The organism is Kitasatospora sp. NPDC056651 (genome assembly GCF_042792155.1).
Classification (GTDB): domain Bacteria; phylum Actinomycetota; class Actinomycetes; order Streptomycetales; family Streptomycetaceae; genus Kitasatospora.
On the sequence record NZ_JBHTWX010000142.1, the window covers coordinates 1 to 21,557 of the forward strand.

16 protein-coding genes are annotated in these 21,557 nt (G+C 74.9%); 12 read left to right on the plus strand and 4 right to left on the minus strand.

The genetic code is table 11. The features are described from left to right. The first annotated feature begins 69 nt into the window (after window positions 1-69). The 9 genes from ACFRAR_RS35105 (at window position 70) to ACFRAR_RS35145 (ending at window position 11,587) form a co-directional block, all read left to right on the plus strand. Window positions 70-717, plus strand: a complete 648-nt coding sequence (locus ACFRAR_RS35105) for an NUDIX domain-containing protein (protein WP_380703807.1) — start codon at window positions 70-72, stop codon at window positions 715-717. Between the two features lie 253 nt (window positions 718-970). Then, complete coding sequence (locus tag ACFRAR_RS35110) at window positions 971-3,181, plus strand: tetratricopeptide repeat protein (protein ID WP_380703809.1); 2,211 nt, start codon at window positions 971-973, stop codon at window positions 3,179-3,181. Window positions 3,182-3,440: 259 nt separating this feature from the next. Then, complete coding sequence (gene ald / locus ACFRAR_RS35115; RefSeq protein WP_380703811.1) at window positions 3,441-4,556, plus strand: alanine dehydrogenase; 1,116 nt, start codon at window positions 3,441-3,443, stop codon at window positions 4,554-4,556. 425 nt (window positions 4,557-4,981) lie between these two features. Then, window positions 4,982-6,049, plus strand: a complete 1,068-nt coding sequence (locus tag ACFRAR_RS35120) for a ParA family protein (RefSeq protein WP_030290161.1) — start codon at window positions 4,982-4,984, stop codon at window positions 6,047-6,049. Further along, entirely contained in the window at window positions 6,046-6,663 is a 618-nt protein-coding gene (locus ACFRAR_RS35125) for a hypothetical protein (RefSeq protein WP_380703813.1), read from the plus strand. The genes ACFRAR_RS35120 and ACFRAR_RS35125 overlap by 4 nt, the downstream gene beginning before the upstream one ends. A 399-nt stretch (window positions 6,664-7,062) precedes the next feature. Continuing rightward, window positions 7,063-7,971 (plus strand): segregation and condensation protein A, encoded by a 909-nt coding sequence (locus ACFRAR_RS35130; RefSeq protein WP_380703815.1) that lies wholly within the window; start codon window positions 7,063-7,065, stop codon window positions 7,969-7,971. A 311-nt stretch (window positions 7,972-8,282) separates the two neighbouring features. Next, window positions 8,283-8,876, plus strand: coding sequence for an SMC-Scp complex subunit ScpB (locus tag ACFRAR_RS35135; protein WP_380703836.1), 594 nt, complete (start codon window positions 8,283-8,285; stop codon window positions 8,874-8,876). Window positions 8,877-8,938: 62 nt separating this feature from the next. After that, window positions 8,939-10,207, plus strand: coding sequence for a pseudouridine synthase (locus ACFRAR_RS35140; RefSeq protein ID WP_380703817.1), 1,269 nt, complete (start codon window positions 8,939-8,941; stop codon window positions 10,205-10,207). A gap of 372 nt (window positions 10,208-10,579) precedes the next feature. Beyond that, a complete protein-coding gene (locus ACFRAR_RS35145; protein ID WP_380703819.1) occupies window positions 10,580-11,587 on the plus strand; it encodes a helix-turn-helix domain-containing protein in 1,008 nt (335 codons plus the stop codon). Between the two features lie 300 nt (window positions 11,588-11,887). Here the strand turns inward: ACFRAR_RS35145 and ACFRAR_RS35150 are convergent, their stop codons facing one another. From ACFRAR_RS35150 to ACFRAR_RS35160, 3 genes are all read right to left on the minus strand, one after another. Further along, window positions 11,888-12,250: a DUF952 domain-containing protein gene (locus ACFRAR_RS35150; RefSeq protein ID WP_380703821.1), complete on the minus strand. Its 363-nt coding sequence runs from the start codon at window positions 12,248-12,250 to the stop codon at window positions 11,888-11,890. 99 nt (window positions 12,251-12,349) lie between these two features. After that, entirely contained in the window at window positions 12,350-13,897 is a 1,548-nt protein-coding gene (locus ACFRAR_RS35155; RefSeq protein WP_380703823.1) for a mucoidy inhibitor MuiA family protein, read from the minus strand. A gap of 3 nt (window positions 13,898-13,900) precedes the next feature. Beyond that, entirely contained in the window at window positions 13,901-16,105 is a 2,205-nt protein-coding gene (locus ACFRAR_RS35160; protein WP_380703825.1) for a DUF4139 domain-containing protein, read from the minus strand. A gap of 460 nt (window positions 16,106-16,565) precedes the next feature. Here ACFRAR_RS35160 and ACFRAR_RS35165 point away from each other — a divergent pair, with 460 nt between their 5' ends. The 3 genes from ACFRAR_RS35165 to der all read left to right on the plus strand — a co-directional run bounded on the left by ACFRAR_RS35165 (window position 16,566) and on the right by der (window position 20,253). After that, a complete protein-coding gene (locus ACFRAR_RS35165) occupies window positions 16,566-17,651 on the plus strand; it encodes a prephenate dehydrogenase (RefSeq protein ID WP_380703828.1) in 1,086 nt (361 codons plus the stop codon). A 240-nt stretch (window positions 17,652-17,891) separates the two neighbouring features. Then, complete coding sequence (gene cmk, locus ACFRAR_RS35170) at window positions 17,892-18,629, plus strand: (d)CMP kinase (RefSeq protein WP_380703830.1); 738 nt, start codon at window positions 17,892-17,894, stop codon at window positions 18,627-18,629. A gap of 169 nt (window positions 18,630-18,798) precedes the next feature. Beyond that, a complete protein-coding gene (gene der, locus ACFRAR_RS35175) occupies window positions 18,799-20,253 on the plus strand; it encodes a ribosome biogenesis GTPase Der (RefSeq protein ID WP_380703832.1) in 1,455 nt (484 codons plus the stop codon). A 137-nt stretch (window positions 20,254-20,390) separates the two neighbouring features. Here der and ACFRAR_RS35180 read toward each other — a convergent pair whose 3' ends face one another. Beyond that, window positions 20,391-21,248, minus strand: a complete 858-nt coding sequence (locus tag ACFRAR_RS35180) for a hypothetical protein (protein WP_380703834.1) — start codon at window positions 21,246-21,248, stop codon at window positions 20,391-20,393. Between the last annotated feature and the right edge of the window lie 309 nt (window positions 21,249-21,557).

The window sequence follows — 21,557 nt, forward strand, 5'->3', positions numbered from 1 at the left end:
GGCCCCGCGATTCCCGCGGGGCCGCCGTTCGGCGTTAGATTGTGTCGTACTGACGAAAAGGGGAGAGCGATGGACGAGCAGAGCCGCCGGCGGATCGCCGACGTGGCGGAGGAGTGGGAGGTCCGGGCGAGCGGGACCCCGTTCCAGGGCAAGGTCACCGGGGTGCGCAGCGAGGAGGTCCGGATGCCCGACGGCAGCTGGGCCCGCCGCGACTACCAGACCCACCCCGGTTCGGTCTCGGTGCTCGCCCTGGACGACGAACAGCGGGTGCTGGTGCTGCGCCAGTACCGCCACCCGGTGCGCCAGCGGCTGTGGGAGCTGCCGGCCGGCCTGCTCGACGTGCCCGGTGAGAACCCGTGGCACGCCGCGCAGCGCGAGCTGTACGAGGAGGCGTACTGCAAGGCCGGCACCTGGCGGGTCCTCGCCGACTACTACACCTCCCCGGGCGGCACCGACGAGGCGCTGCGGATGTTCCTGGCCACCGACCTGGCGCCGGCCGAGGGCGAGCGCTTCGCGGCCGAGGGCGAGGAGCAGGAGATCGAGGTGCGCTGGGTGCCGGTGCCCGAGCTGATCGGGCTGATCCAGGCCGGGGAGCTGCACAACCCGACGCTGGTCACCGGCACCCTGGCGGTGCACGCCGCGCTCACCGGCCCGGGCGGGCTGGACGCGCTGCGCCCGGCGGACTCGCCCTGGCCGGCCCGGCCGTTCGAGGCCTGAGCCGGCCGGCCGTGCGAGGGGCGAGCCGGCCGGTGCCCGTCCACTCGCGTTGAGTCGTTGGGGTGATTTGCGGATTCGTACGACCGGATGTCACCTCGGCTGAGCCGGACGGTCGAACTACGCTTCGCAGACAGGGCGCCCGTCCCGGGCCGCCTCCGCTGACCCCCGGAGGCTGGGCACCGGATGCCGGGCGTCGGATGCCGAGCGCGGGACGACGTCGGGAGTGGCACGGGTGGCAAGGAAGACGGCGACGATGGACCCCGGCCCCGGCACGCCCGCCGGGGCCGTCCCGGGCCTGGAGCGGCTGCCGGCCGGGCCCGCGCTCTTCGTCGGGCGGCGGGCCGAACTGGCCGCGCTGCGGGCGGCCGCCGCCCGTCCGGCGAGCGGGCGCTGCCCGGTGCTGGTGCTGGCCGGGCGTCCCGGCTCCGGGCGGACCTCGCTGGCCGCCCGCTTCGCCCGTACCGTCGCCGCCGACTATCCCGACGGCGTGCTGTTCGTCCGGCTGTCCGCCCCGGACGGCGGCCGGATGCCGCCCGCCCGGGCCGCCCGGCTGCTGCTGGAGCAGCTCGACCCGCAGGGCGCCGTACCACTGCCCGGAGCGGGGGAGGACGGGCGGGACGAGCCGGGCTGCGTGGCGCTGCGCGAGGCGCTCGAAGGGCTGCGGGTGCTGGTCGTGCTGGACGACGTCCGGGACGCCGGGCAGGTGTGGCCGCTGCTCGCCGACGAGCCCGGCTGTCTGGTGCTCGCCACCACGGCCGGGCCGCTCACCGGGATCGAGGACATCGACCCGGTGATCCTCGGCGGGCTGGACCGGCAGGCCTCCGGCGAGCTGCTGGCCGACCTGGTCGGCGGCACCCGGATCTCCTGCGATCCGGTCGGCGGGGCCGACCTGGCCGAGGCGTGCGCCAGCCGGCCGGCGGCGCTGCGGCTGATGGCGGGGTGGCTGCGCGGGAACCCGAAGACCGCGGTGACGGACGCGGCGCGTGAACTCAGCCGGGTGGTGGGGGAGGAGACGGGGGCCACGGGGGCCACGGCGGTCACCGGGGCTGCTGGGGTCGCTGGGGCCACCGGGGCGGGGTCGGGGTCGGCGGGGGCGGCCGGGTCGGCGAAGAAGGGGGTGGAGCGGGAGCAGGAGAGGGGACAGCAAAGGGGACAGGACAGGGGGCGGAAGAGGGGACAGGACAAGGGGCGGGAGAAGGTGGCCGCGACGTCCGGGCCGGTGCGGGGCGCGACGGGGAAGGGCACGACGGGGAAGGGCACGACGGGGAAGGCCGCGCCGATGGAGGGCGGTCCCCGCGAGAAGGGGGAGGAGGGCGCGGACTCCTCCGGCGCCGGGACGGCCGGTGACCCGGCGGCCTGGGTGAAGCCCGGTCCGGAGCCGGCCGAGCCGGTGCCCGTCCCCGACAACGACCCGCTGCTCGGCGCCTTCACCCTGCTGTACCGCGGGCTGCCGGCCGCCCAGGCGAGGATGCTGCGCACCCTCACCCTGGCCCCGTCGCAGACCGCCGACCCGCGCACCGCCTCCGCCCTGGTCGGCTGCCCCGCGCCGGACGCGGCCGCGACGCTGGCCGCGCTGGCCGAGCGGGAGCTGCTCGGGGAGGAGGCGCCGGCCGCCGACGGCACGCCGCGCTACCGGGTGCCCGGCCGGCTCTACCCGCGGCTGGTCCGGCTGCGCGAGCGGGAGGACCGGCCCGCCGAGACCGAGCTCGCCCGGGCCCGCCTGCTGGAGCGGCTGGTCCGGCTCGCCGAGTCGGCCCGGGCACTGCTCGACCCGGCGGCCGGCCCCGGGCCCGACCCGCTGCCGGCCCCGCTGCGGCTCCACTCGGCCGAGCACGCCCGGGAGTGGCTGCTCGGCGAGCGGGAGCTGCTGCTCGGCGCGGTGGCCGACGCGATCGGCCAGGGCGACCTGGACGGCTCGGCCGGGCGGCTGGTCACCGCGCTGCTGCGGGCGCTGCCGCTGACGGGAGCGGCCGCGCCCACTGACCTGTACCGGCTGCACGAGCTGGTGCTGACCGTCGCCGAGCGCAACGGCCGCCCCCGCCGGGCCTCGGCCGCGCTGCTCAACCTGGGCGACCTCCAGGCCGCGGCGGGCCGCTGGGAACGGGCCGCCGGGCACTACCGGGCCGCCCTGGAACACGCCCGGACGGCCGACGACGAGCCGCTCTGCGCCCGGGCCCTGGAGAGCGCGGCGAACTGCCACCGGGCGCTCGGCGACGCGGTGCGTGCCGCCGACTGGTACGGGCGGGCGCTCGGCTTGCGGCAGGCACTCGGGGACCACGCGGCCGAGGCCCGGCTGCTCGCCCGGGTCGCCGAGGCGCACACCGCGCAGCGCCGCTTCGACGAGGCCGACCGGGAGTACCGGGCAGCGCTCGCGGTGCTGCGCCGGCTGGGCGACGAGCGCGGCCTCGAGGCCGTCGGGGCTGCCCTCATGGACCTGCGGGAACGCGTCGACGCCGGGTGGTGATGGGCGTTCCGGGAGTATTGTCGAATATGCCCGGTTGGAACGTCTTTGGTGGGTAAGTCGCAGGGGAAGCCTACGAACCTGCCAATGTGTGCGGGAAAATTATTCACTTTGGAAGGCTGACACGCCGACTGGGCTTCATTACACTCGGACTCAGTCGCGCAGCGATCCCCGCCCCGGGCTGCCCGGAGGCTCCCCACGTGCGCGTCGCCCACCGGTCTTCTCCGGTCGGGACCCCCATGGCAAGAGGACGTGTTCAGTCGTGAAGGTCGGCATCCCCCGCGAGGTCAAGAACCACGAGTACCGCGTGGCCATCACGCCCGCCGGCGTGCATGAGCTGGTCCGCAACGGACACGAGGTCTACATCGAGGACAACGCCGGTGTCGGCTCCTCGATCCCCAACGAGGAGTACGTGGCCGCCGGCGCCACGATCCTCCCCACCGCCGACGAGGTGTGGGCCACCGCGGACCTGCTGCTGAAGGTCAAGGAGCCCATCGCCTCCGAGTACCACCGGCTGCGCAAGGGTCAGACCGTCTTCACGTACCTGCACCTGGCGGCCGACCGGCCCGGCACCGACGCGCTGATCGCCTCGGGCACCACCGCCATCGCGTACGAGACCGTCCAGCAGGCGAACGGCGCGCTGCCGCTGCTCGCCCCGATGTCCGAGGTCGCGGGCCGACTGGCCCCGCAGGTCGGCTCGTACCACCTGATGCGCCCGGCCGGCGGCCGCGGCACCCTGCCGGGCGGCGTGCCCGGCACCCACCCGGCCAAGGCCGTCGTCATCGGCGGTGGCGTCTCCGGCTGGCACGCGGCCACCATCGCCGTCGGCATGGGTTACGAGGTGACCCTGCTGGACCGCGACATCAACAAGCTGCGCGAGGCCGACCGCATCTTCGGCACCAAGGTCAAGACCATCGTGTCGAACGCCTTCGAGCTGGAGAAGGCCGTCCTGGAGGCCGACCTGGTCGTCGGTGCCGTGCTGATCCCGGGCGCCAAGGCCCCGAAGCTGGTCACCAACGAGCTGGTCTCCCGCATGAAGCCGGGCTCCGTGCTGGTCGACATCGCCATCGACCAGGGCGGCTGCTTCGAGGACTCGCACGCCACCACGCACGACGACCCGACCTTCAAGGTCCACAACTCGGTCTTCTACTGCGTGGCCAACATGCCGGGCGCCGTCCCGAACACCTCCACCTACGCGCTGACCAACGCCACCCTGCCGTACGTGCTGGAGCTGGCGAACCGCGGTTGGAAGGAGGCGCTGCGCCGCGACGCCGCGCTCGCCAAGGGCCTGAACGTGCACGAGGGCCAGATCACCTTCCCGGCCGTGGCCGAGGCCTTCGGCCTGGAGTCGGTCTCCCTGGAGAGCGTGCTCGCCTGAATCCCCTGACCGCACGGCGGTCGTTCGCCCCCGACCCGATCCGTTCGGGCCGGGGGCTTCGCCGTGCCCGTGAACGGCGGGTGGAGTGGGCGGGTCGCTCTGTCGTCAATATCCGTCGGTCATGTCACCCGCCCGCAGAAACGTCGGGGCCGTTGGCCCTCTCATCCCTTGACAGCAGCCCGCTCGATAGTCGACACATCCTGCCGACTACCGTGGATTGTGTTGCTGCGAACGCCTTGAACGGCCTAGAGTCGCAAACCGTCGGCATGCTGCCACGCTGACGAATCGACATAGAGTCCTGGATGCCCAAGGAGGTAAGACGACTTGTGAATGAGTCGACAATTGCTCCCGGGGGTGGTCAGCCAGGACTGGCGGAGCTCACCGCCGGCCAGCCGAGTGAGGAGCCCGGGGCCCGGCAGCCCTCCGTGGGCTCGGCCGAGGTCGGCTCGGTCGCACTCCGTACTTTCGAAGCACGCCAGAACACAGCACAGGTGACCACGGTGACCGATCACGACACCGACTTGGCGGCCTACGGCCTGGCCTACGGCGAGTTCGCCTACGGCGCCTACGACGACCCGGACGCCGAGTACGAGCCGGACCCGGAGTACGCCGCCACGCTGGCCCCCGACGCCGCGCGCCAGCGCCGCGAGCGGGTCGGTCCGACCGGCCGTCCGCTGCCGTACTTCCCGATCCCCGCGCCGGTCGCCGAGCACGGCCCCGCCCAGATCATCGCCATGTGCAACCAGAAGGGCGGCGTCGGCAAGACCACGTCGACTATCAACCTGGGCGCGGCGCTGGCCGAGTACGGCCGCCGGGTGCTGCTCGTCGACTTCGACCCGCAGGGCGCTCTCTCGGTCGGCCTCGGCGTCAACCCGATGGAGCTCGACGTCACCGTCTACAACCTGCTCATGGAGCGGGGCCTGACGGCCGATGAGGTGCTGCTCAAGACGGCCGTGCCGGGCATGGACCTGCTGCCGTCCAACATCGACCTCTCCGCCGCCGAGGTGCAGCTGGTCAGCGAGGTGGCCCGGGAGTCCGCGCTGGCGCGCGCCCTGAAGCCGCTGCTGCCCGACTACGACTACGTCATCATCGACTGCCAGCCCTCGCTGGGCCTGCTGACGGTCAACGCGCTGACCGCCGCTCACAGCGTGATCGTCCCGCTGGAGTGCGAGTTCTTCGCGCTGCGCGGTGTCGCGCTGCTCACCGAGACCATCGAGAAGGTGTGCGAGCGGCTCAACCCCGAGCTGCGCCTGGACGGCATTCTGGCCACCATGTACGACTCGCGCACCGTGCACAGCCGCGAGGTGCTGGCGCGCGTCGTCGAGGCGTTCGGCGAGCACGTCTTCCACACCGTCATCGGGCGGACCGTGCGCTTCCCGGAGACCACCGTCGCCGGCGAGCCCATCACGACGTACGCGACCAACTCGGTCGGTGCCGCCGCCTACCGCCAGCTCGCCAGGGAGGTGCTCGACCGGTGCCGCCCCGCCGAGTGAGTCTCCCGGGTGCCGACGAGCTGTTCCGGACCACCGGAGGGATGGCGCTGTCGCCCTCCCTCGCGCCGCGTCCGGCCGCCGAGGCATCCAGACCGGAGACCGCGCGGACCGTCAACGGCCCGGACGGCGCCGAGGGCGCCGAGTCCGCCCAGGGGGCCCGGGACGAGCGGCAGGTGACGCCGGAACAGCAGGCGGCCGCCACCGTGCCGGCGCCCGCGCAGCGGCCCGGCGCGGCCGTCGGGCCCGCTCCCGCCGGCGGCACCGCCGCGGCCGGGAAGACCGTCCAGGGCGGCCGTGGAGCCGGGGCCGCCCCGGCGGCCCGGACGCACCAGGGCGCCGCGGAGGAGCAGGCCGGTGCCGCCGGGCGCGCCCGGCCGCGCGGCCGCGCGCCGCGCCGGCCCAGCGGGCGCGAGCGGCACGACGAGAAGATCACGGTGTACGTGTCCGCCGAGGAGCTCATGGACCTGGAGCACACCCGGCTGGTGCTGCGCGGTGAGCACGGCCTGGCCGTGGACCGCGGGAGGATCGTCCGGGAGGCCATCGCGGTCGTCCTGGCGGACCTGGAGCAGCGCGGTGAGGCCTCGATCCTGGTCCGGCGGTTGCGCGGGCGCTAGGGGCGCGCGCGGGCGGTCGGGGCCGGTCGGGAGGGCGCGGGCCGTCGGGGAGGGCGTGAGGGTCGGCCCGAGCGCCGCCGGGGCCGTGGGCCGGGCGTGGGGAGACCGCCGGGTGGTCGGCAGCGCCGGACGGTGCCGGGAGGGCGTCGGCAGCGCCGGGAAGGGGCCGGGAGGCGTCGGCCGGGACCGGACCGCGGTCGCGGGGCCGAGGGGTCGAGGCCGGCGGCCGTGGCGGCCGTTGGAGGAGGTTTCCCGGGGCCTTGGGCGTGGGTGGGCACCGAGAGGGGCTTCGCAGGGGCTCGTGGACGTCCGGGGGAACGTCGGACGGTGCCCGGCGGGCGGCGTGTCGGTGGCCCCCGGGGCGGGGCCGGGGCCGGGGACGGGTGAAGATGGACCGTCATGCCCAGGACCGCCGAACCAGCCGCCACCGCCGCGAGCGCGACCGAGAACGAGTCGCGGGACGGCTTCCGGGTACGACTGGACAACTTCGAGGGCCCCTTCGACCTGCTGCTCAGCCTGATCGTCAAGCACAAGCTGGACGTCACCGAGGTGGCGCTGGCCACCGTCACGGACGAGTTCATGGCGCACATCCGGGCGATGGGCCCGGACTGGGACCTGGACGCGGCGACCGAGTTCCTGGTGGTGGCCGCCACCCTGCTCGACCTCAAGGCCGCCCGGCTGCTGCCCGTGGCCGAGGTCGAGGACGAGGCGGACCTGGCCCTGCTGGAAGCCCGTGACCTGCTGTTCGCGCGGTTGCTCCAATACCGCGCGTACAAGCGGGCGGCGGCGGTCCTCGGCGAGCGCTGGGCGGCCGAGCTGCTGCGCCGGCCCCGGAGCGCCGCCCTGGAGCCCCGGCACGCGGAGCTGCTGCCCGAGGTGGTCATCGGCATCGGGACGCGCCGGTTCGCCGAGCTGGCGGCCAAGGCGATGGAGCCCAGGCCCGCGCCGGTCGTCTACGTGGACCACATCCACACCCCGCCGGTCAGCGTGCGGGAACAGGCCGGACTGGTGGTCGGGCTGCTCACCGAACTGGGCGAGGCCTCGTTCCAGCGGCTGGTCGAGGACGCGCCGGACGACCTGGTGGTGGTCGCCCGCTTCCTCGCGCTGCTGGAGCTGTACCGGGAGCGGGTGCTCGCCTTCGAGCAGCAGGAGGCGCTCGGCGAGCTGCGGGTGCGCTGGGTGGCCGAGGAGGGCCGGGGTGTGGTCGAGGTGACGGACGAGTTCGACCGGCCGGTGGGTGAGCGGCCGGTGGGCGAGGGGTCGGCGGGTGAGGGCGTGCGAGGGGCCGAGGAGGGCGAGCGGCGATGAGCGGTGGGAGCGAGGGCGGGAGGCCGGTCCGGCGTCCGCTGGGGCTGCCGGGAGGGCCGGGACGGCCGCGGGCCGAGGAGTGGCTGGAGCCGGCCTTCGAGCTGCTGCCGGACCGGGTGGAGTCGGCCGCGGTGGAGTCGGCTGGGGTGGAGTCGGCGGCGTCGGCCGGGGCGTCCGGTGGGGGTGTGCCGGCCGAGGAAGCGCGCGTCGTGCACCAGAAGCCGGCCCCGTCGACTTCCGGTGCCGGGATCACCGGGGGAACCGAGGGAGGCGCCGATGCCGGGCTGCGCGTCGAGCTGGAGGCCGTCCTGATGGTCGCCGACGAGCCGGTGGCGGAGGAGCGGCTGGCCGGGGTGCTGGAGCGGCCGCGGGCCGAGATGGCGGCGGCGCTGCGCGAGCTGTCCGCCGAGTACACGGCCCAGGGCCGCGGTTTCGACCTTCGGCTGGTCGCCGGCGGCTGGCGGTTCTACAGCCGGGACACCTGCTCCGCGGCCGTCGACCGCTTCCTCCTGGACGGCCAACAGGCCCGGCTCACCCAGGCCGCGCTGGAGACCCTGGCGGTGGTCGCCTACCGGCAGCCGGTGTCCAGATCGCGGGTTTCCGCCGTCCGCGGTGTGAACTGTGACGGCGTGGTGCGTACCCTGGTACAGCGAGGACTGGTGGAAGAGGCCGGATCCGAGCCCGAAACAGGTGCGATCCTGTATCGGACGACGAACTACTTCCTGGAACGGATGGGGCTCCGCGGCCTGGACGAGCTGCCGGAGCTCGCTCCCTTCCTGCCCGAGGTCGACGACGTGGAAGCGGAGTCCCTGGAGGGCACGATGATCGCGGAGGCGGTCGCCGCCGCTGCCGCGCAGGCCGCGGACGGCAGTGGCGAGGCCGGTCGGGCCGGGCCCGATCGGTAGGGGGCGGTGAGGTCGGCCGAAACGACCGCACATCCCAGACGGAACGACGTACGGACACTTTGATGCGTAGCAGTGGCAACGGCAGGAACAGCAGCGGCGGCGGGAGCGGTCGCGGCGGACAGGGCGGGGGCCGGGGCGGCGGCTCCTATGGCGGCGGCGGCCGCGGGGGCTCGGGCTCCGGCTCGGGTTCGCGCGGGGGTTCGTACGGTGGCGGCGGCTCCTACGGCGGCGGCGGCCGCGGCGGCTCCGGCTCGGGCTCCGGCTCGGGTGCCGGTTCGCGCGGCGGTTCGTACGGCCGTGACGACCGGCGGGACCGCCGGGACGACCGCCGGGACGACCGGCGCTACCCGGACCGCCCGCTGCGGCCCGAGGAGCGCAAGTACGACCGCCCCGAGTACGGCGGCGGCCCCAACGCCACCCCGGCCCGCGGCGGCTTCTCCGGCCGGCGCCCCGGCCCGGCCCCGCGTCCGCGCCGTGAGGGCCAGGGCGCCCCGGGCGACCCGCGCCGCCAGCCGCAGCGCTCCCGCGAGCTCCAGGCCAAGATCGAGGACGCCGTCCTCGCCCGGCATGACAAGCCGGCCGTCAAGCTGCCCAAGACCTTCGGCGAGCCCGAGGGCGAGCGCCTCCAGAAGGTGCTGGCCCGGGCCGGTGTCGGCAGCCGCCGCGCCTGCGAGGAGCTGATCGAGCAGGGCCGGGTCGAGGTCAACGGCAAGCGCGTCACCGAGCAGGGCAAGCGGGTCGACCCGCAGAAGGACGAGATCAAGGTGGACGGCCTGACCGTCGCCACCCAGTCCTACCTGTTCTTCGCGCTGAACAAGCCGGCCGGCGTGGTCTCCACCATGGAGGACCCGGACGGCCGTCAGTGCCTGGGCGACTACGTGACCAACCGGGAGACCCGGCTGTTCCACGTCGGGCGCCTGGACACCGAGACCGAGGGCATCATCCTGCTCACCAACCACGGCGAGCTGGCCCACCGGCTGACCCACCCGCGCTACGGCGTGACCAAGACCTACCTGGCCGCGATCCAGGGTCCGATCCCGCGCGACCTGGGCAAGCAGCTGGCCCAGGGCGTGGAGCTGGAGGACGGCTACGCGCGCGCCGACAGCTTCAAGGTGATCTCCAACGTCGGCAAGAACTACCTGGTCGAGGTGACCCTGCACGAGGGCCGCAAGCACATCGTCCGCCGGATGCTGGCCGAGGCCGGCTTCCCGGTCGAGAAGCTGGTGCGCACCCACTTCGGCCCGATCGCCCTGGGTGACCAGAAGTCGGGCTGGCTGCGCCGCCTGACCAACCCGGAGGTCGGCCAGCTGATGCGCGAGGTCGGGCTGTAGGCCCCGTCCGCGCTCCCGGCCCCCGGCCGGACCGTCGGAGCCCCCGGCCGCACTCGTCGCGGCCGGGGGCTCCGGTGTTTCCGGGGCCGGGCGGCGATCGGCTCCCGGGGCGCCGGAGTCCGGGGCGGGCGCGGGAGCCGGGGGCCCGGGTGGGACGGGTGGGCGTCCACGTTTCGGACGGGGTCTGTGAGCCGGGACGCAACCGCTGGTCACGGCCTTGTCAGCGTCATGATCCGTGGCCGAGGATGGCCACCGGGCGACCACTGCGCGGTGTGGCGGGACCGTGCCAGAACGGGCGTACCGGTTGGGGCGGAACCGGGCCGACAGGGCCCGGGCCGACAGCGGAAACGGGCTAGCAGGGGGAGAGGCGTCGTGTCCGATGCAGCACTGGGGCGGGCCGGCGGACAGGCCCTCGGCGCACTGGGACTGGCGGAGCCGGACGGGCAGGTCTACGCGGCGCTGGTGGCCAGTCCGCAGTCCACGGCGGAGGAGCTGGCGGAGAGCTGCGGGCTGACGTTCCAGCAGAGCGTGCGCGCCCTGGACCGGTTGGCGCAGCAGGGCATGGCCACCCGGGCGCCGGTGGACCGGCACCGCTACCTGCCCGTCCCCCCGGACGTCGCGATCGGCACTCTGATCGGGCACCGGGAGTCCGAGCTGCGCTACGCCCGGGCCGAGATGCACCGGCTGATGGACGCGTTCCGGGAGGCTTCGCGGTACACCGATCCGGCGCACTCGGTGGAGGTGCTCACCGGGGGCGAGGCGATCGCCCAGCGGCTGGAGCACATCACCGAGACCAGCCAGTACCAGGTGCGCGGTTTCGACCGTCCGCCGTACATCCAGGACCCGGTGGCGCCGTTGTCCCTGCAACGCCGGCGGCTGCGCGAGGGCGTGCGGTTCCGGACGATCTACGACCGGGAGGCGGTGGCCTGGCCGGGGAGGCTGGAGAAGAACATCCTGGTCGGTGTCGCGGACGGCGAGGAGGCGCGGGTCCGGCCGACGTTGCCGATGAAGATGATCATCTCGGATGACCGGATGGCGATCATCCCGATCAGTGTCGGCGACAGCGTGCTGGACGCCGCGTACGTGATCCACCCCTCGGCGCTGCTCCAGGCGCTGGACACGCTGTTCGAGGCGGAGTGGGAGCGGGCGGTCCGGCTGCAGTCGGCGATCGGCACGGGGGACGCCTCGCCGGAGCCGGAGGCCGACCACCGCAAGCTGCTGGGCCTGCTGGCGGCCGGGCTCACCGACGAGTCGATCGCACGTTCGCTCGGCTGGAGCGCCCGGACCACCCAGCGCCGGCTCCAGAGCCTGATGCGCTCGCTGGGCGCCACCACCCGCTTCCAGGCCGGGATGGCGGCCCGGGAGCGGGGGTGGCTGTAGGGATTGTTATGACTGCGTGCGGTGGTGTGCCGCTCCGGTGCCCGTGAGCGTCGGGAATTGTTATGACTGCGTACGGGGCGAGAGGGGCCGGTGCTCTTGAGCGTCGGAATTGTTATGACTGCGTGCGGTGGTGTGACGCCCCGGAGTCCATGGGTGTCCGCGATGTTGTGACAATTCCCGTGTTCGGTGGGAACGGCAGGAACCGCCGGAGCCGAGCCAATAGCGGGAAGCGCGGGAACCCTCGGAGTCCCGGGGACGCGTGAACCTCGGGAATTGTCATAACTTTCCGCTCCCGCCCCGTCAGCTCCAGGGGCTGAGCGAGGCCCAGCGGCCGTCCGCGCCGCGCTCGACCTTCTCCAGGCCGACCACGGCGGTGCGGTTCAGCCGCCCGTAGATGTGCGGGAACAGCAGGCCGGGGGTGGCCCCGGGCGGCGGGGCGCCGTGCGGAGCCTCCCACTTGACCATCGGCTCCACCAGTGACTCCTCGATCAGCAGCACCATCAGTGGGTCGGGGGTCTCGGCGAAGAAGGCGTTGGCCACCGCGAGCGCCGTCTGCTCGTCCGCCGAGCAGTGGATGAACCCGTCGGTCAGCAGCGACGCGGTGGCGTACGGTCGGCCGGGGTCGGCCAGCCAGTCGTCCAGGGGTGCGAGGTGGAGGATCATGGTTCCTTTTCTACCCGTTGTCTCCGGTTTGGTCCTGAGCGGCCGTCACCGGCACGGTGGTGTCCGCCGCCGTGCCGTGCGAAGTGGTCCGCGGGGCGGTCAGAGCCCGGCCACCCTGGCGGAGGCGGACACCTCGTAGACCAGGGTGAGTGTGCGCCGGGCGCCCGGGGCGAGCGGGACCTCCCAGCGCACGATGCCCTCGGCGTCGAAGGCGTCCGGCGCCGGAGAGCACTCCTCCTTGCGCAGCCGCACCTCGACCGCGGACACCTCGGAGACCGGCACCCGTTCGCGCACCGTGACGATCCGCTCGTCGTGCTCCTCCGGGCCGGAGAAGCGGGACAGGTGCAGCCGGACCGTCCGGCTGGCGGTCTGGCGGCCGGTGAGGGTGGCGGTGGTCTGACGCTCCTCCGTCTCACGAACCACCCGGTAGCCGTCCGAGCTGCCGAAGGACAGCTCGGCGTCGGCGCCGGCGGCGGTGAAGCGCAGCTCGCCACGGCCGGAGAAGCCGCTGCCGCGGACCAGCTCGACCGGGCCGGACAGCAGCGGGTACCCGGCCGCGTTGCGGAACCGGACCACCTGGGTGACCAGTGGGGACAGCTCCGGCGCGCAGGCGTACTCGCTGCCCGCCGGGCCGGTGAAGGCGCCGAGCGGCACCCGGTGCGCGCGGCCGTCGCAGGGCACGGTAGCCGGGGCGGGGGCGGTCAGCACCCGGACCTCGCCGCCGTCGTCCACGCCCGGCACCCGGGAGGCCGGGCCGAGAGCGGCGACCGCCTCCTCGCGCAGCTCGACCCCGACCGTGCGGCGCTCCTCGTCGGTGCGCTCGCGCAGCACCAGGACGTCCTCGGCGACCGCGGGCGGATCGGTGGCGAGGGCGGAGCGGGCGGTGGAGAAGGTGAGCCGGGCGTTTGTCCAGTCCTCGCCGGTCCGCTGCCAGACCACCGCCTCCGACTCCAGCCGGAGCTCGGCGCCGTCCAGGGTCGCCCGGTAGGAGGGCCGCCACAGTGCGCAGGGCACCAGGTGCGAGACGGCCAGCTCGGCGGGGCCGGGCCGCGCGGCCTCGACGGTGAGCTCCAGGTGGGCGGTCAGCTCGGCCGGGTCCTCCTCGGCCTCGTCCAGGGCGGTCAGGGCCTGTGAGCGCTCCTCCTCCAGACGGCGCAGCCGGGAGTGGGTGGCGCGCAGCTCCTCGCCGTAGCGCTCGCGCTCGGCGTCGACCCGGCCAAGCTCGCGGGCCCAGCGGTTGGGTTCGAGTTCGCCGAGGCCGGCGCCCTCGCCGATCTCGCGCAGCAGGTCGGCGGAGAGCTGGGCGAGCAGCGCGAGCCGGGCCTCCAGGCGGGCCCGGGTCTGGTCGGCGAGGCGGCTCTCGGCGTCGAGCCGGTGCAGCCGGTGGCGCAGTTCGGAGTCCTCCGGGCCGGGCGGCAGCGGGGCGCGCGGAGTCCAGCCGCGCACCAGTCGGGCGTCCAGGACGCGGAAGCCGTCGGTGATGGACTCGGCGCGCAGGGTGCGGTCGACGGCGAGAGCGGTGAGAGGGCCGAGGCGCAGTCGCTGTACGCCCGCCGCGAGCTCGACCGTCGTGGTGCGCTCGACATGGCCGCGGTCCTCCAGGCAGGTCACGGCGGTGACGGGAAGGGGAAGGGTCTCGACGGTCATCGCTCAGTTCCTCCGGTTTCCGCCGACGATGGCCTTTCCGGCCGGGATCTTGATCAGGTAGCCGCCGTCCAGCTCGACGCGGCCGCCCGGCGGCAGGTCGACCCGCCAGAGCCGGGTGCTGGGCGGGCAGTCCGGCGTGGAGTCGGTCGGGGCGTGCCAGCCGCCCCGTTCCTCGATCCGGATCTCGGCGTCGGAGGTGACCGGCACCCGCTCGCGGACCTCCACCGTGACGGGGCGTCCGAGCCGGTTCGCCAGTTGGACGTGCACCCGGTGGTCGAGGACGGTGCTGTTGCCCTTCAGCATGCCGGTGGTCGACTCGTGCAGCTCGGTGCGGCGCGCCACCTCGACGCTCTCGGCGACGCCGATGCCGAGCCGCCGGGGGCCGCCGGGCGCCAGGGTGGGCAGGGCGGCGGTGAGCAGGAACTCGTCGTCCACGGTGACCTCGACCGGCCCGGCCAGGACGGCCTGGTCGCTGCGGTTGGCGAGGACCAGGGTCGCGTACACCTTCTCCTCGACGGCGGGGACGGTGACGTACTCGGGGCGGACGGCGAGCGGGATCTCGCCGACGGTGACGGTGTGCCAGGTGCCGTCGGACGGGATGTCGGCGGGGGCGGTGGCGTCGAAGCGGTGGTCGAAGGAGCCGGCCGACTCGCGGGGCGGGACGGCGTGGCGGGGCAGGGCGAGGTCGCGGACCCGTGCTCCGCCGTCGCCGCCGGGCAGCGCCCGGGACAGGGCCTCGCGCTCGACCCGCTCGGGGCGGGGGTGCAGGGTGCCGCGCCGGCCGGCGGGCTCCTCGGGGCCGGCCAGGACGAGGTCGGGGTAGTCGAGCAGGGTGGCGTCCGGGACGAAACCGGGCGGCGGGGGCGGGGCGGCCCGGCCGATGCGTCGGCGGGCCTCCGCCGCCGGGAGGCCACCCGGGGCGTTCGGCAGCGGTGCGGCGGCGACGGGTGTCGGGAACGGGCCTGGCGCCGGCGCGCCGTAGCCGGCGAAGCCGCCCGGAGCAGGCGGGGCGCCCAGGGCCGGGGGCATCGGTTCGTCGACGCTCAGCAGGCCGCCGCCGTAGGCCGAGGTCGGCTCGGAGGCGGCGAAGAGTTCGGCGCGGGGCCCGGCCGGGCCCGGCGCGCTGGGGCGGGCGGGCCGGGGGGTGGCCGCCACCGGCAGCGGGGTCTCGCGGCGCGGCGCGGGACGGTCGGCGCCGGCCGCGTCGTAGCCGGTGAAGAGGTCGGTCAGGCCGGCCGGGGGTTCACGCCAGCCCGAGGGCGGCGGGGCGGGCTGGCTGCGGCCGATCCGCAGCGAGGCGAGCCGGGGCAGGTCGGTGCGGCGGTCGAGGTCGGCGGTGGACAGGGCGAGGCGCACGCCCGTCCAGTCCTCGCCGGTGCGCTGGGCGACGGCGGCGCGCAGGACCAGGTGGGCGGTGTCGGAGCCGCTGCGGTAGGACAGGCGGTAGGCGGGCACCCAGCGGGCGGCCGGGACGCCGTACTCCAGTTCCAGGTCGACGGTGTCCTCGGCGCCTCGAACGGTGGTGCCTTGGTCGGTGGTGTCCCGAACGGTGGTGCCCCGGTCGGGGTCCTTGGTGCTGAGGGTGAGCAGGGCGGTGGTGGTGGTCCCGACCGGCTCGGCCAGGTCGGCGGTGGAGGCCCGGCGCAGCCGGTCGGCGGCGAGGTCGAGCTCGTGGTCGGCCAGTTCGAGCTCCTGGGTGAGCTCCTCGGCGTGCTCCTGGAGCCGGGCCAGCCGCTGGTCGACGAAGTCGGCGAGCTCCAGCCAGGCGTCCGCGGGTGTGCGGCGCAGCGGTTCGTCACGGCGGCGCTGCGGTGGGGCGGCGCGCAGTGCGGAGGTTTCGGCGATCGCGGAGAGGACCAGTCGGCGGCGCTCGGCGAGCGCACCGCGGTGCTCGGTGGCCTCGTCGAGCGCCCGCCGCAGTTCCGGGAGCCGGCCAGGCTCGCGGAGTTCGGCGAGCAGTTCCAGCCGGGCCTCGGTGACCGCAGTGCCGGCCGGTCCGGCGAGTACCCGGGCGCGCAGTGAGCGGCCGTCGAGCGCGGCGGGCAGGCCGGTCAGCCGCAGCCGTCCGCCGGGCGGGACCGGGACGGTGGCGCGTCGGCGGCACACCGCGCCCTCGGCGTACACCACGACGGAGTCCAGGACCGACGGGTGGGCCGGTACGGTGGGCGGTTTCGACCGCCCGCTCCGGTCGCTGTGCTGGTCGTCCATGCGCAACCCCTTCGTTCGCGTGTCGCCCGCCGCGTCTCGCCCGCCGCGTCTCGCCCGCCGCGTGGCGTTCGTCGTGCCGCGCCGGTCGTGCCGTACGGGCCTTCGGTTCTCCGGTTCTCCGGCTCTCCGGCTCTCCCGCGCGCCTGCTCACTGCGCCTGCTCGCCGTGCTTGCCGCCGTGCTTGCGGCCGTGCTGTTCTGCCCGCGCCTTCCCCGTTCCCGGGCGGCCAGTCTGCCCGGCTTCGGGGCGGGCGTCGCCGGATTTCCGGGTGCGGCGTGTGCACCGTGTGGGACGGCGGCGGGCCCGCCACGGTTGCCGGGGGCGGCAGCTGCCGCAGCCCTCGTCCCGGTTGCCGGGCGGGGGTGGGGAACTCGGCGGGGCGGATGAGGGAGGATGGGCGCGGGTGCTCCCGGACGGTCCTGGCACCTGTCGAATTCGTGATCGAGGAGAGCGACCCGCCATGCGCACTGCCGTCGTCGTCGGCACCGGACTGATCGGCACCTCCGCCGCGCTCGCGCTGACCGCTCGCGGGCTGACCGTCCACCTGGAGGACGCCGACCCGGATGCCGCCCGCACCGCCGAGTCGCTCGGTGCGGGCACCACCGATCCGGTCGACGGCCAGGCGGACCTGGCGATCATCGCGGTCCCGCCCGCGCTGGTCGGCAAGGTGCTCGCCGACTGCCAGCGCCGCAACCTGGCGCACTGGTACACCGACGTCGCCAGCGTGAAGGCCGGCCCGGGCAGCGAGATCGCCGCGCTCGGCTGCGACACCGTTCACTACATCGGTAGTCACCCGATGGCCGGGCGTGAGCGCTCCGGCCCGCTGGCCGCCCGCGCCGACATCTTCGAGGGCCGGCCCTGGGTGCTCACGCCGACCGCCGACACCGACACCGAGACGCTCAACGTCGCGCTGGAACTGGTCGCGCTCTGCGGGGCGGTGCCGATCGTGATGGACGCCTCCCAGCACGACCGGGCCGTCGCCCTGGTCTCGCACGCCCCGCAGCTGGTGTCCTCGCTGGTCGCGGCCCGGCTCGAGAACGCCGACGAGACCGCCATAAGGCTCTCCGGCCAGGGCGTGCGCGACGTCACCAGGATCGCCGCCTCCAACCCCGGCATGTGGGTCGACATCCTCTCCGCCAACGCCGGGGCGGTCGCCGACGTCCTGGAGGCGGTCGCCCGCGACCTCGGCGAGACCGTCACCGCGCTGCGTGCCATGGACGCCGTCGAGGAGGGCGAGCGGCAGGCGGGCGCGGCCGGGATCGAGGCGGTGATGCGGCGCGGCAACACCGGCCAGGCCCGCATTCCCGGCAAGCACGGCGCGCCGCCCACCCGCTACGAGACCGTGGCGGTCGTGCTGGGCGATCAGCCGGGTGAGCTGGGCCGGCTGTTCGGGGAGGTCGGCGACGCCGGGGTCAACATCGAGGACGTCGTCATCGAGCACTCGACCGGGCAGCAGGTCGGCTTCGTCCAGCTGGCCGTGGCGCCGGTGGCGGTGAAGCGGCTGACCAAGGCGCTTCGGGCGAGCGGCTGGAACGTCCGGGACTGACGGCCGGGAGCGACGCCCGAGCCCCCACCCCCCGGGAGGGTGGGAGGAGGCCGGGCCGGACGGCCGGTGTCGACAGGCCGGTGTCGACCGGCCAGCGTCGACCGCTCGGTGTCGACCGGACGCCCGGCTCGTGCGGCCCACTGACTGGGCCGGACGGGTGGCGGGCTGTATCACGGCGGCAGTCCATTAACCTTGAGGGAGACAATCCCCTGCCGTCCGCCCGCCCAGGCTCCGGCTCCCATGCTCAGAGAGAGGTTCGCCCCCGTGGACACTGCCGACCGAGCGCACGCCCCGGTCGTCGTCGCCATCGACGGACCCTCCGGCTCCGGCAAGTCGACCGTCTCGCGGGCGGTCGCCGCCCGGCTGGGCCTGAGCTTCCTGGACACCGGCGCCATGTACCGGGCGATGACCTGGTGGATGCTGGCCAACGAGGTCGACGTGGACGACCCGGAGGCGGTGGCCGTCGCGTGCGGCAAGCCGGTGATCGTCTCCGGTACCGACGCGGGCGGCCCCACCATCACGGTGGACGGCCAGGACGTGTCCGGCCCGATCCGGGGCCCGGAGGTGACCTCCCAGGTCAGCGCCGTCGCCGCGGTGCCGGCCGTACGGTCCCGGCTGGTGGAGCTCCAGCGCGGCTGCGCCGAGGTCGCCGAGCGCGGCATCGTCGCCGAGGGCCGGGACATGGGGACCGTGGTGTTCCCGGGCGCCACCGTCAAGGTCTTCCTGACCGCTTCCGAGGAGGCCCGCGCCGCGCGCCGGGCGGCCGAGCTGCGCGCCAAGGGGGTCGACGAGGCGACCATCACCGCGATGGCCGCCGACCTCGCCCGCCGTGACGCCGCCGACTCCTCCCGGGAGACGGCCCCGCTGGCCCAGGCCTCGGACGCGGTCCTGGTGGACACCAGCGACCTCACCCTGGAGCAGGTGATCGACCGGATCGCCGGGCTGGTGGAGGAGCGGGCCGGGCTGTCCTCGGTCTGACCCGTCACGGGTCGGACCGGTGTCGTGCCCACCACGCGGTGAGCCGACCATCGAGTGAACCGCGGGCCTTCGAGGCGCCGCGGAGACAACCAACGCGCTGCCCCGAGCGGGGCAGGTACGCACGGCACGCCCCTGGGAAGGGCCGGGCCGGGAAACGGAACAGACGAACATGACCGCAGAGCACGCCGCCACCGAGCACGGTGGACTGGACGCCGCCGACTACGCCGAGTTCATGGCGCTCGCCGCCGAGGAGGGCATCGACCTCGACGGCTTCGACGCCGTGGACGGCGCCGAGCACGTCCGACTGCCGGTGCTGGCCGTGGTCGGCCGCCCCAACGTCGGCAAGTCGACCCTGGTGAACCGCATCATCGGCCGCCGCGAGGCCGTCGTCGAGGACAAGCCGGGCGTCACCCGCGACCGGGTCACCTACGAGGCCAGCTGGAACGGCCGCCGCTTCAAGGTGGTCGACACCGGCGGCTGGGAGATCGACGTCCTCGGCATCGACGCCATGGTGGCCGCGCAGGCCGAGCTGGGCATCGAGCAGGCCGACGCGGTGCTGTTCGTGGTGGACGCCACCGTCGGCGCCACCGACACCGACGAGGCCCTGATCAAGCTCATCCGCCGGGCCGGCAAGCCGACCGTCCTGTGCGCCAACAAGGTCGACGGCCCGTCCACCGAGGCCGAGGCCGCGTACCTGTGGTCGCTGGGCCTCGGCGAGCCGTACCCGGTCTCCGCGCTGCACGGCCGCGGCTCGGGCGACCTGCTGGACGCCGTCATGGCCGCCCTGCCCGAGGCCCCGCCGCAGACCTTCGGCGACGCCGCCCCCGGCGGCCCGCGCCGCATCGCGCTGATCGGCCGGCCCAACGTCGGCAAGTCCAGCCTGCTGAACAAGGTCGCCGGCGAGGAGCGCGTCGTCGTCAACGAGCTGGCCGGAACCACCCGCGACCCGGTCGACGAGATGATCGACCTCGGCGGCAAGACCTGGAAGTTCGTGGACACCGCCGGTATCCGCCGCCGGGTCCACCTGACCGCCGGCGCCGACTTCTACGCCTCGCTGCGCACCTCCGCCGCACTGGAGAAGGCCGAGGTCGCGGTCGTCCTGATCGACGCCGGCGAGACCCTCGCCGAGCAGGACACCCGGATCATCTCGATGGCCGTCGAGGCCGGGCGCGCCATCGTCGTGGCCTACAACAAGTGGGACCAGCTGGACGAGGAGCGCCGCTACTACCTGGAGCGCGAGATCGAGCGCGACCTCGTCCAGGTGCAGTGGGCCCCGCGCGTCAACGTCTCGGCCAAGACCGGCCGGCACATGGAGAAGCTCGTCCCGGCGATCGAGACCGCGCTGGAGGGCTGGGAGACCCGTATTCCCACCGCGCGCCTGAACGCCTTCCTCGGCGAGCTGGTCGCCGCCCACCCGCACCCCATCCGGGGCGGCAAGCAGCCGCGCATCCTGTTCGGCACCCAGGCGGGCATCCGTCCGCCGCGCTTCGTGCTGTTCGCCTCGGGCTTCCTGGAGGCCGGCTACCGGCGCTTCATCGAGCGTCGACTGCGTGAGGAGTTCGGGTTCGTGGGGACGCCGATCTCGATCTCGGTGCGGGTCCGGGAGAAGCGCAAGAAGAAGTAGCAGTAGCAGTCGGGAGTGGTCGGTCGTCCGACCGACGGCCGGAGGGCCTCGCCACGGTGGTGGCGGGGCCCTCCGGCGTTTCCGGCCCAGGCGCGCCCGGGTGCGCCTGGGTGCCTGGGCGCCTGGGCGCCCGGGCGTCAGTGGTGGTCGCCGGTGGGGCCCGGGGGCAGGGAGAGCATCTGGCGGTGGCGGCCGCGGGTGGACGGGGTGGTGGCCAGGCCGCCGGTGACCGTGCCCAGCACCGGTGCGGGCGCGGGCGGCGCCGGCGGCGGGGGCGGGGGCATCGGGTGCGGGGGCATCGGGTGCGGGGGCGCGCCCAGGTAGCCTGCCGCGACCCAGCCCTGACCGTTGGTGAACTGGGCGGCCGGGTTGGCGGCTTGGTCCGGGGGCGCGGCGGCGGTGGCCGGAAGGCCGAGGCCGAGACCGAGGCCGTCGCCGATGGGCACGGGGACGGGTACGGGAGTGGGAGCGGGGGCGGGGGCGATGGGCTCGGGGGGACCGGTGGGGTGGCGGTGGCGATGGCCGGTGGTGTGACGGCCGGTGGGGGCACTGGTGAGACCGGCCGTGGGGGCGCCGGCGTGGGGATTGGGGTGGGCACCGGTGTGACCGGTGGGGTGGGCGCCGGTGTGGCCGTGCTGGCGGCCGCCCGCGGGGCCCGAGCCGTGGTGCTGGTGGCTCGGCACGAACTGGGGGAGCCCCGGTGCCTGGCCCGGGAGGGTGTGGAACGCCTGCTGCTGGGCCGGTGGGTACGGGCGCTGCTCGCCGAGCGGCGGGTAGCCGTCGCGGACCGCGAAGCCGGTGAACTTCAGGTCCTCCTCGCCTGACCGGTCGCCGGGCAGGGCGCGGAAGAGGCGCCGGTACTCGGAGTACAGCTCGTCGTAGATCGGCGTTGTGGAGTGCGGGTGCTCGGCGTCGTACGACGGGCGCATGCCCGGGATCGAGCGGGAGGCGGTCGCGGACCGGCCGGGGGACGCGGAGACGTCGTAGCTGTACACGTAGGGGCCAACGAGCGAGAGGGGCGGGGGATGCGGGGCGCGGGGGTGTGGGTGGGCCGATGCGCCGGAGCGTGGCGGGGCGGGTCCGCCGGGCGTGGTGTGGGTGCGCGGGGGCTCGGTGCGCCCATGGCGGGAGCGGCGCGCCGGGGCCCGGGCCAGGCCGAGGCCCGTCCCGGGGGCGCGGGTGAGCCGGGTGCGCCGTCGGCGCGGGTCCGCCCGCCGGAGGGCGGCCCCTGGGGGGCGCGGGTTAAACGGTGTCCCGTGCCGCGGGTGCGGGGCGGGAGTTGTCCGGGGGGGGGGGTGAGGGTG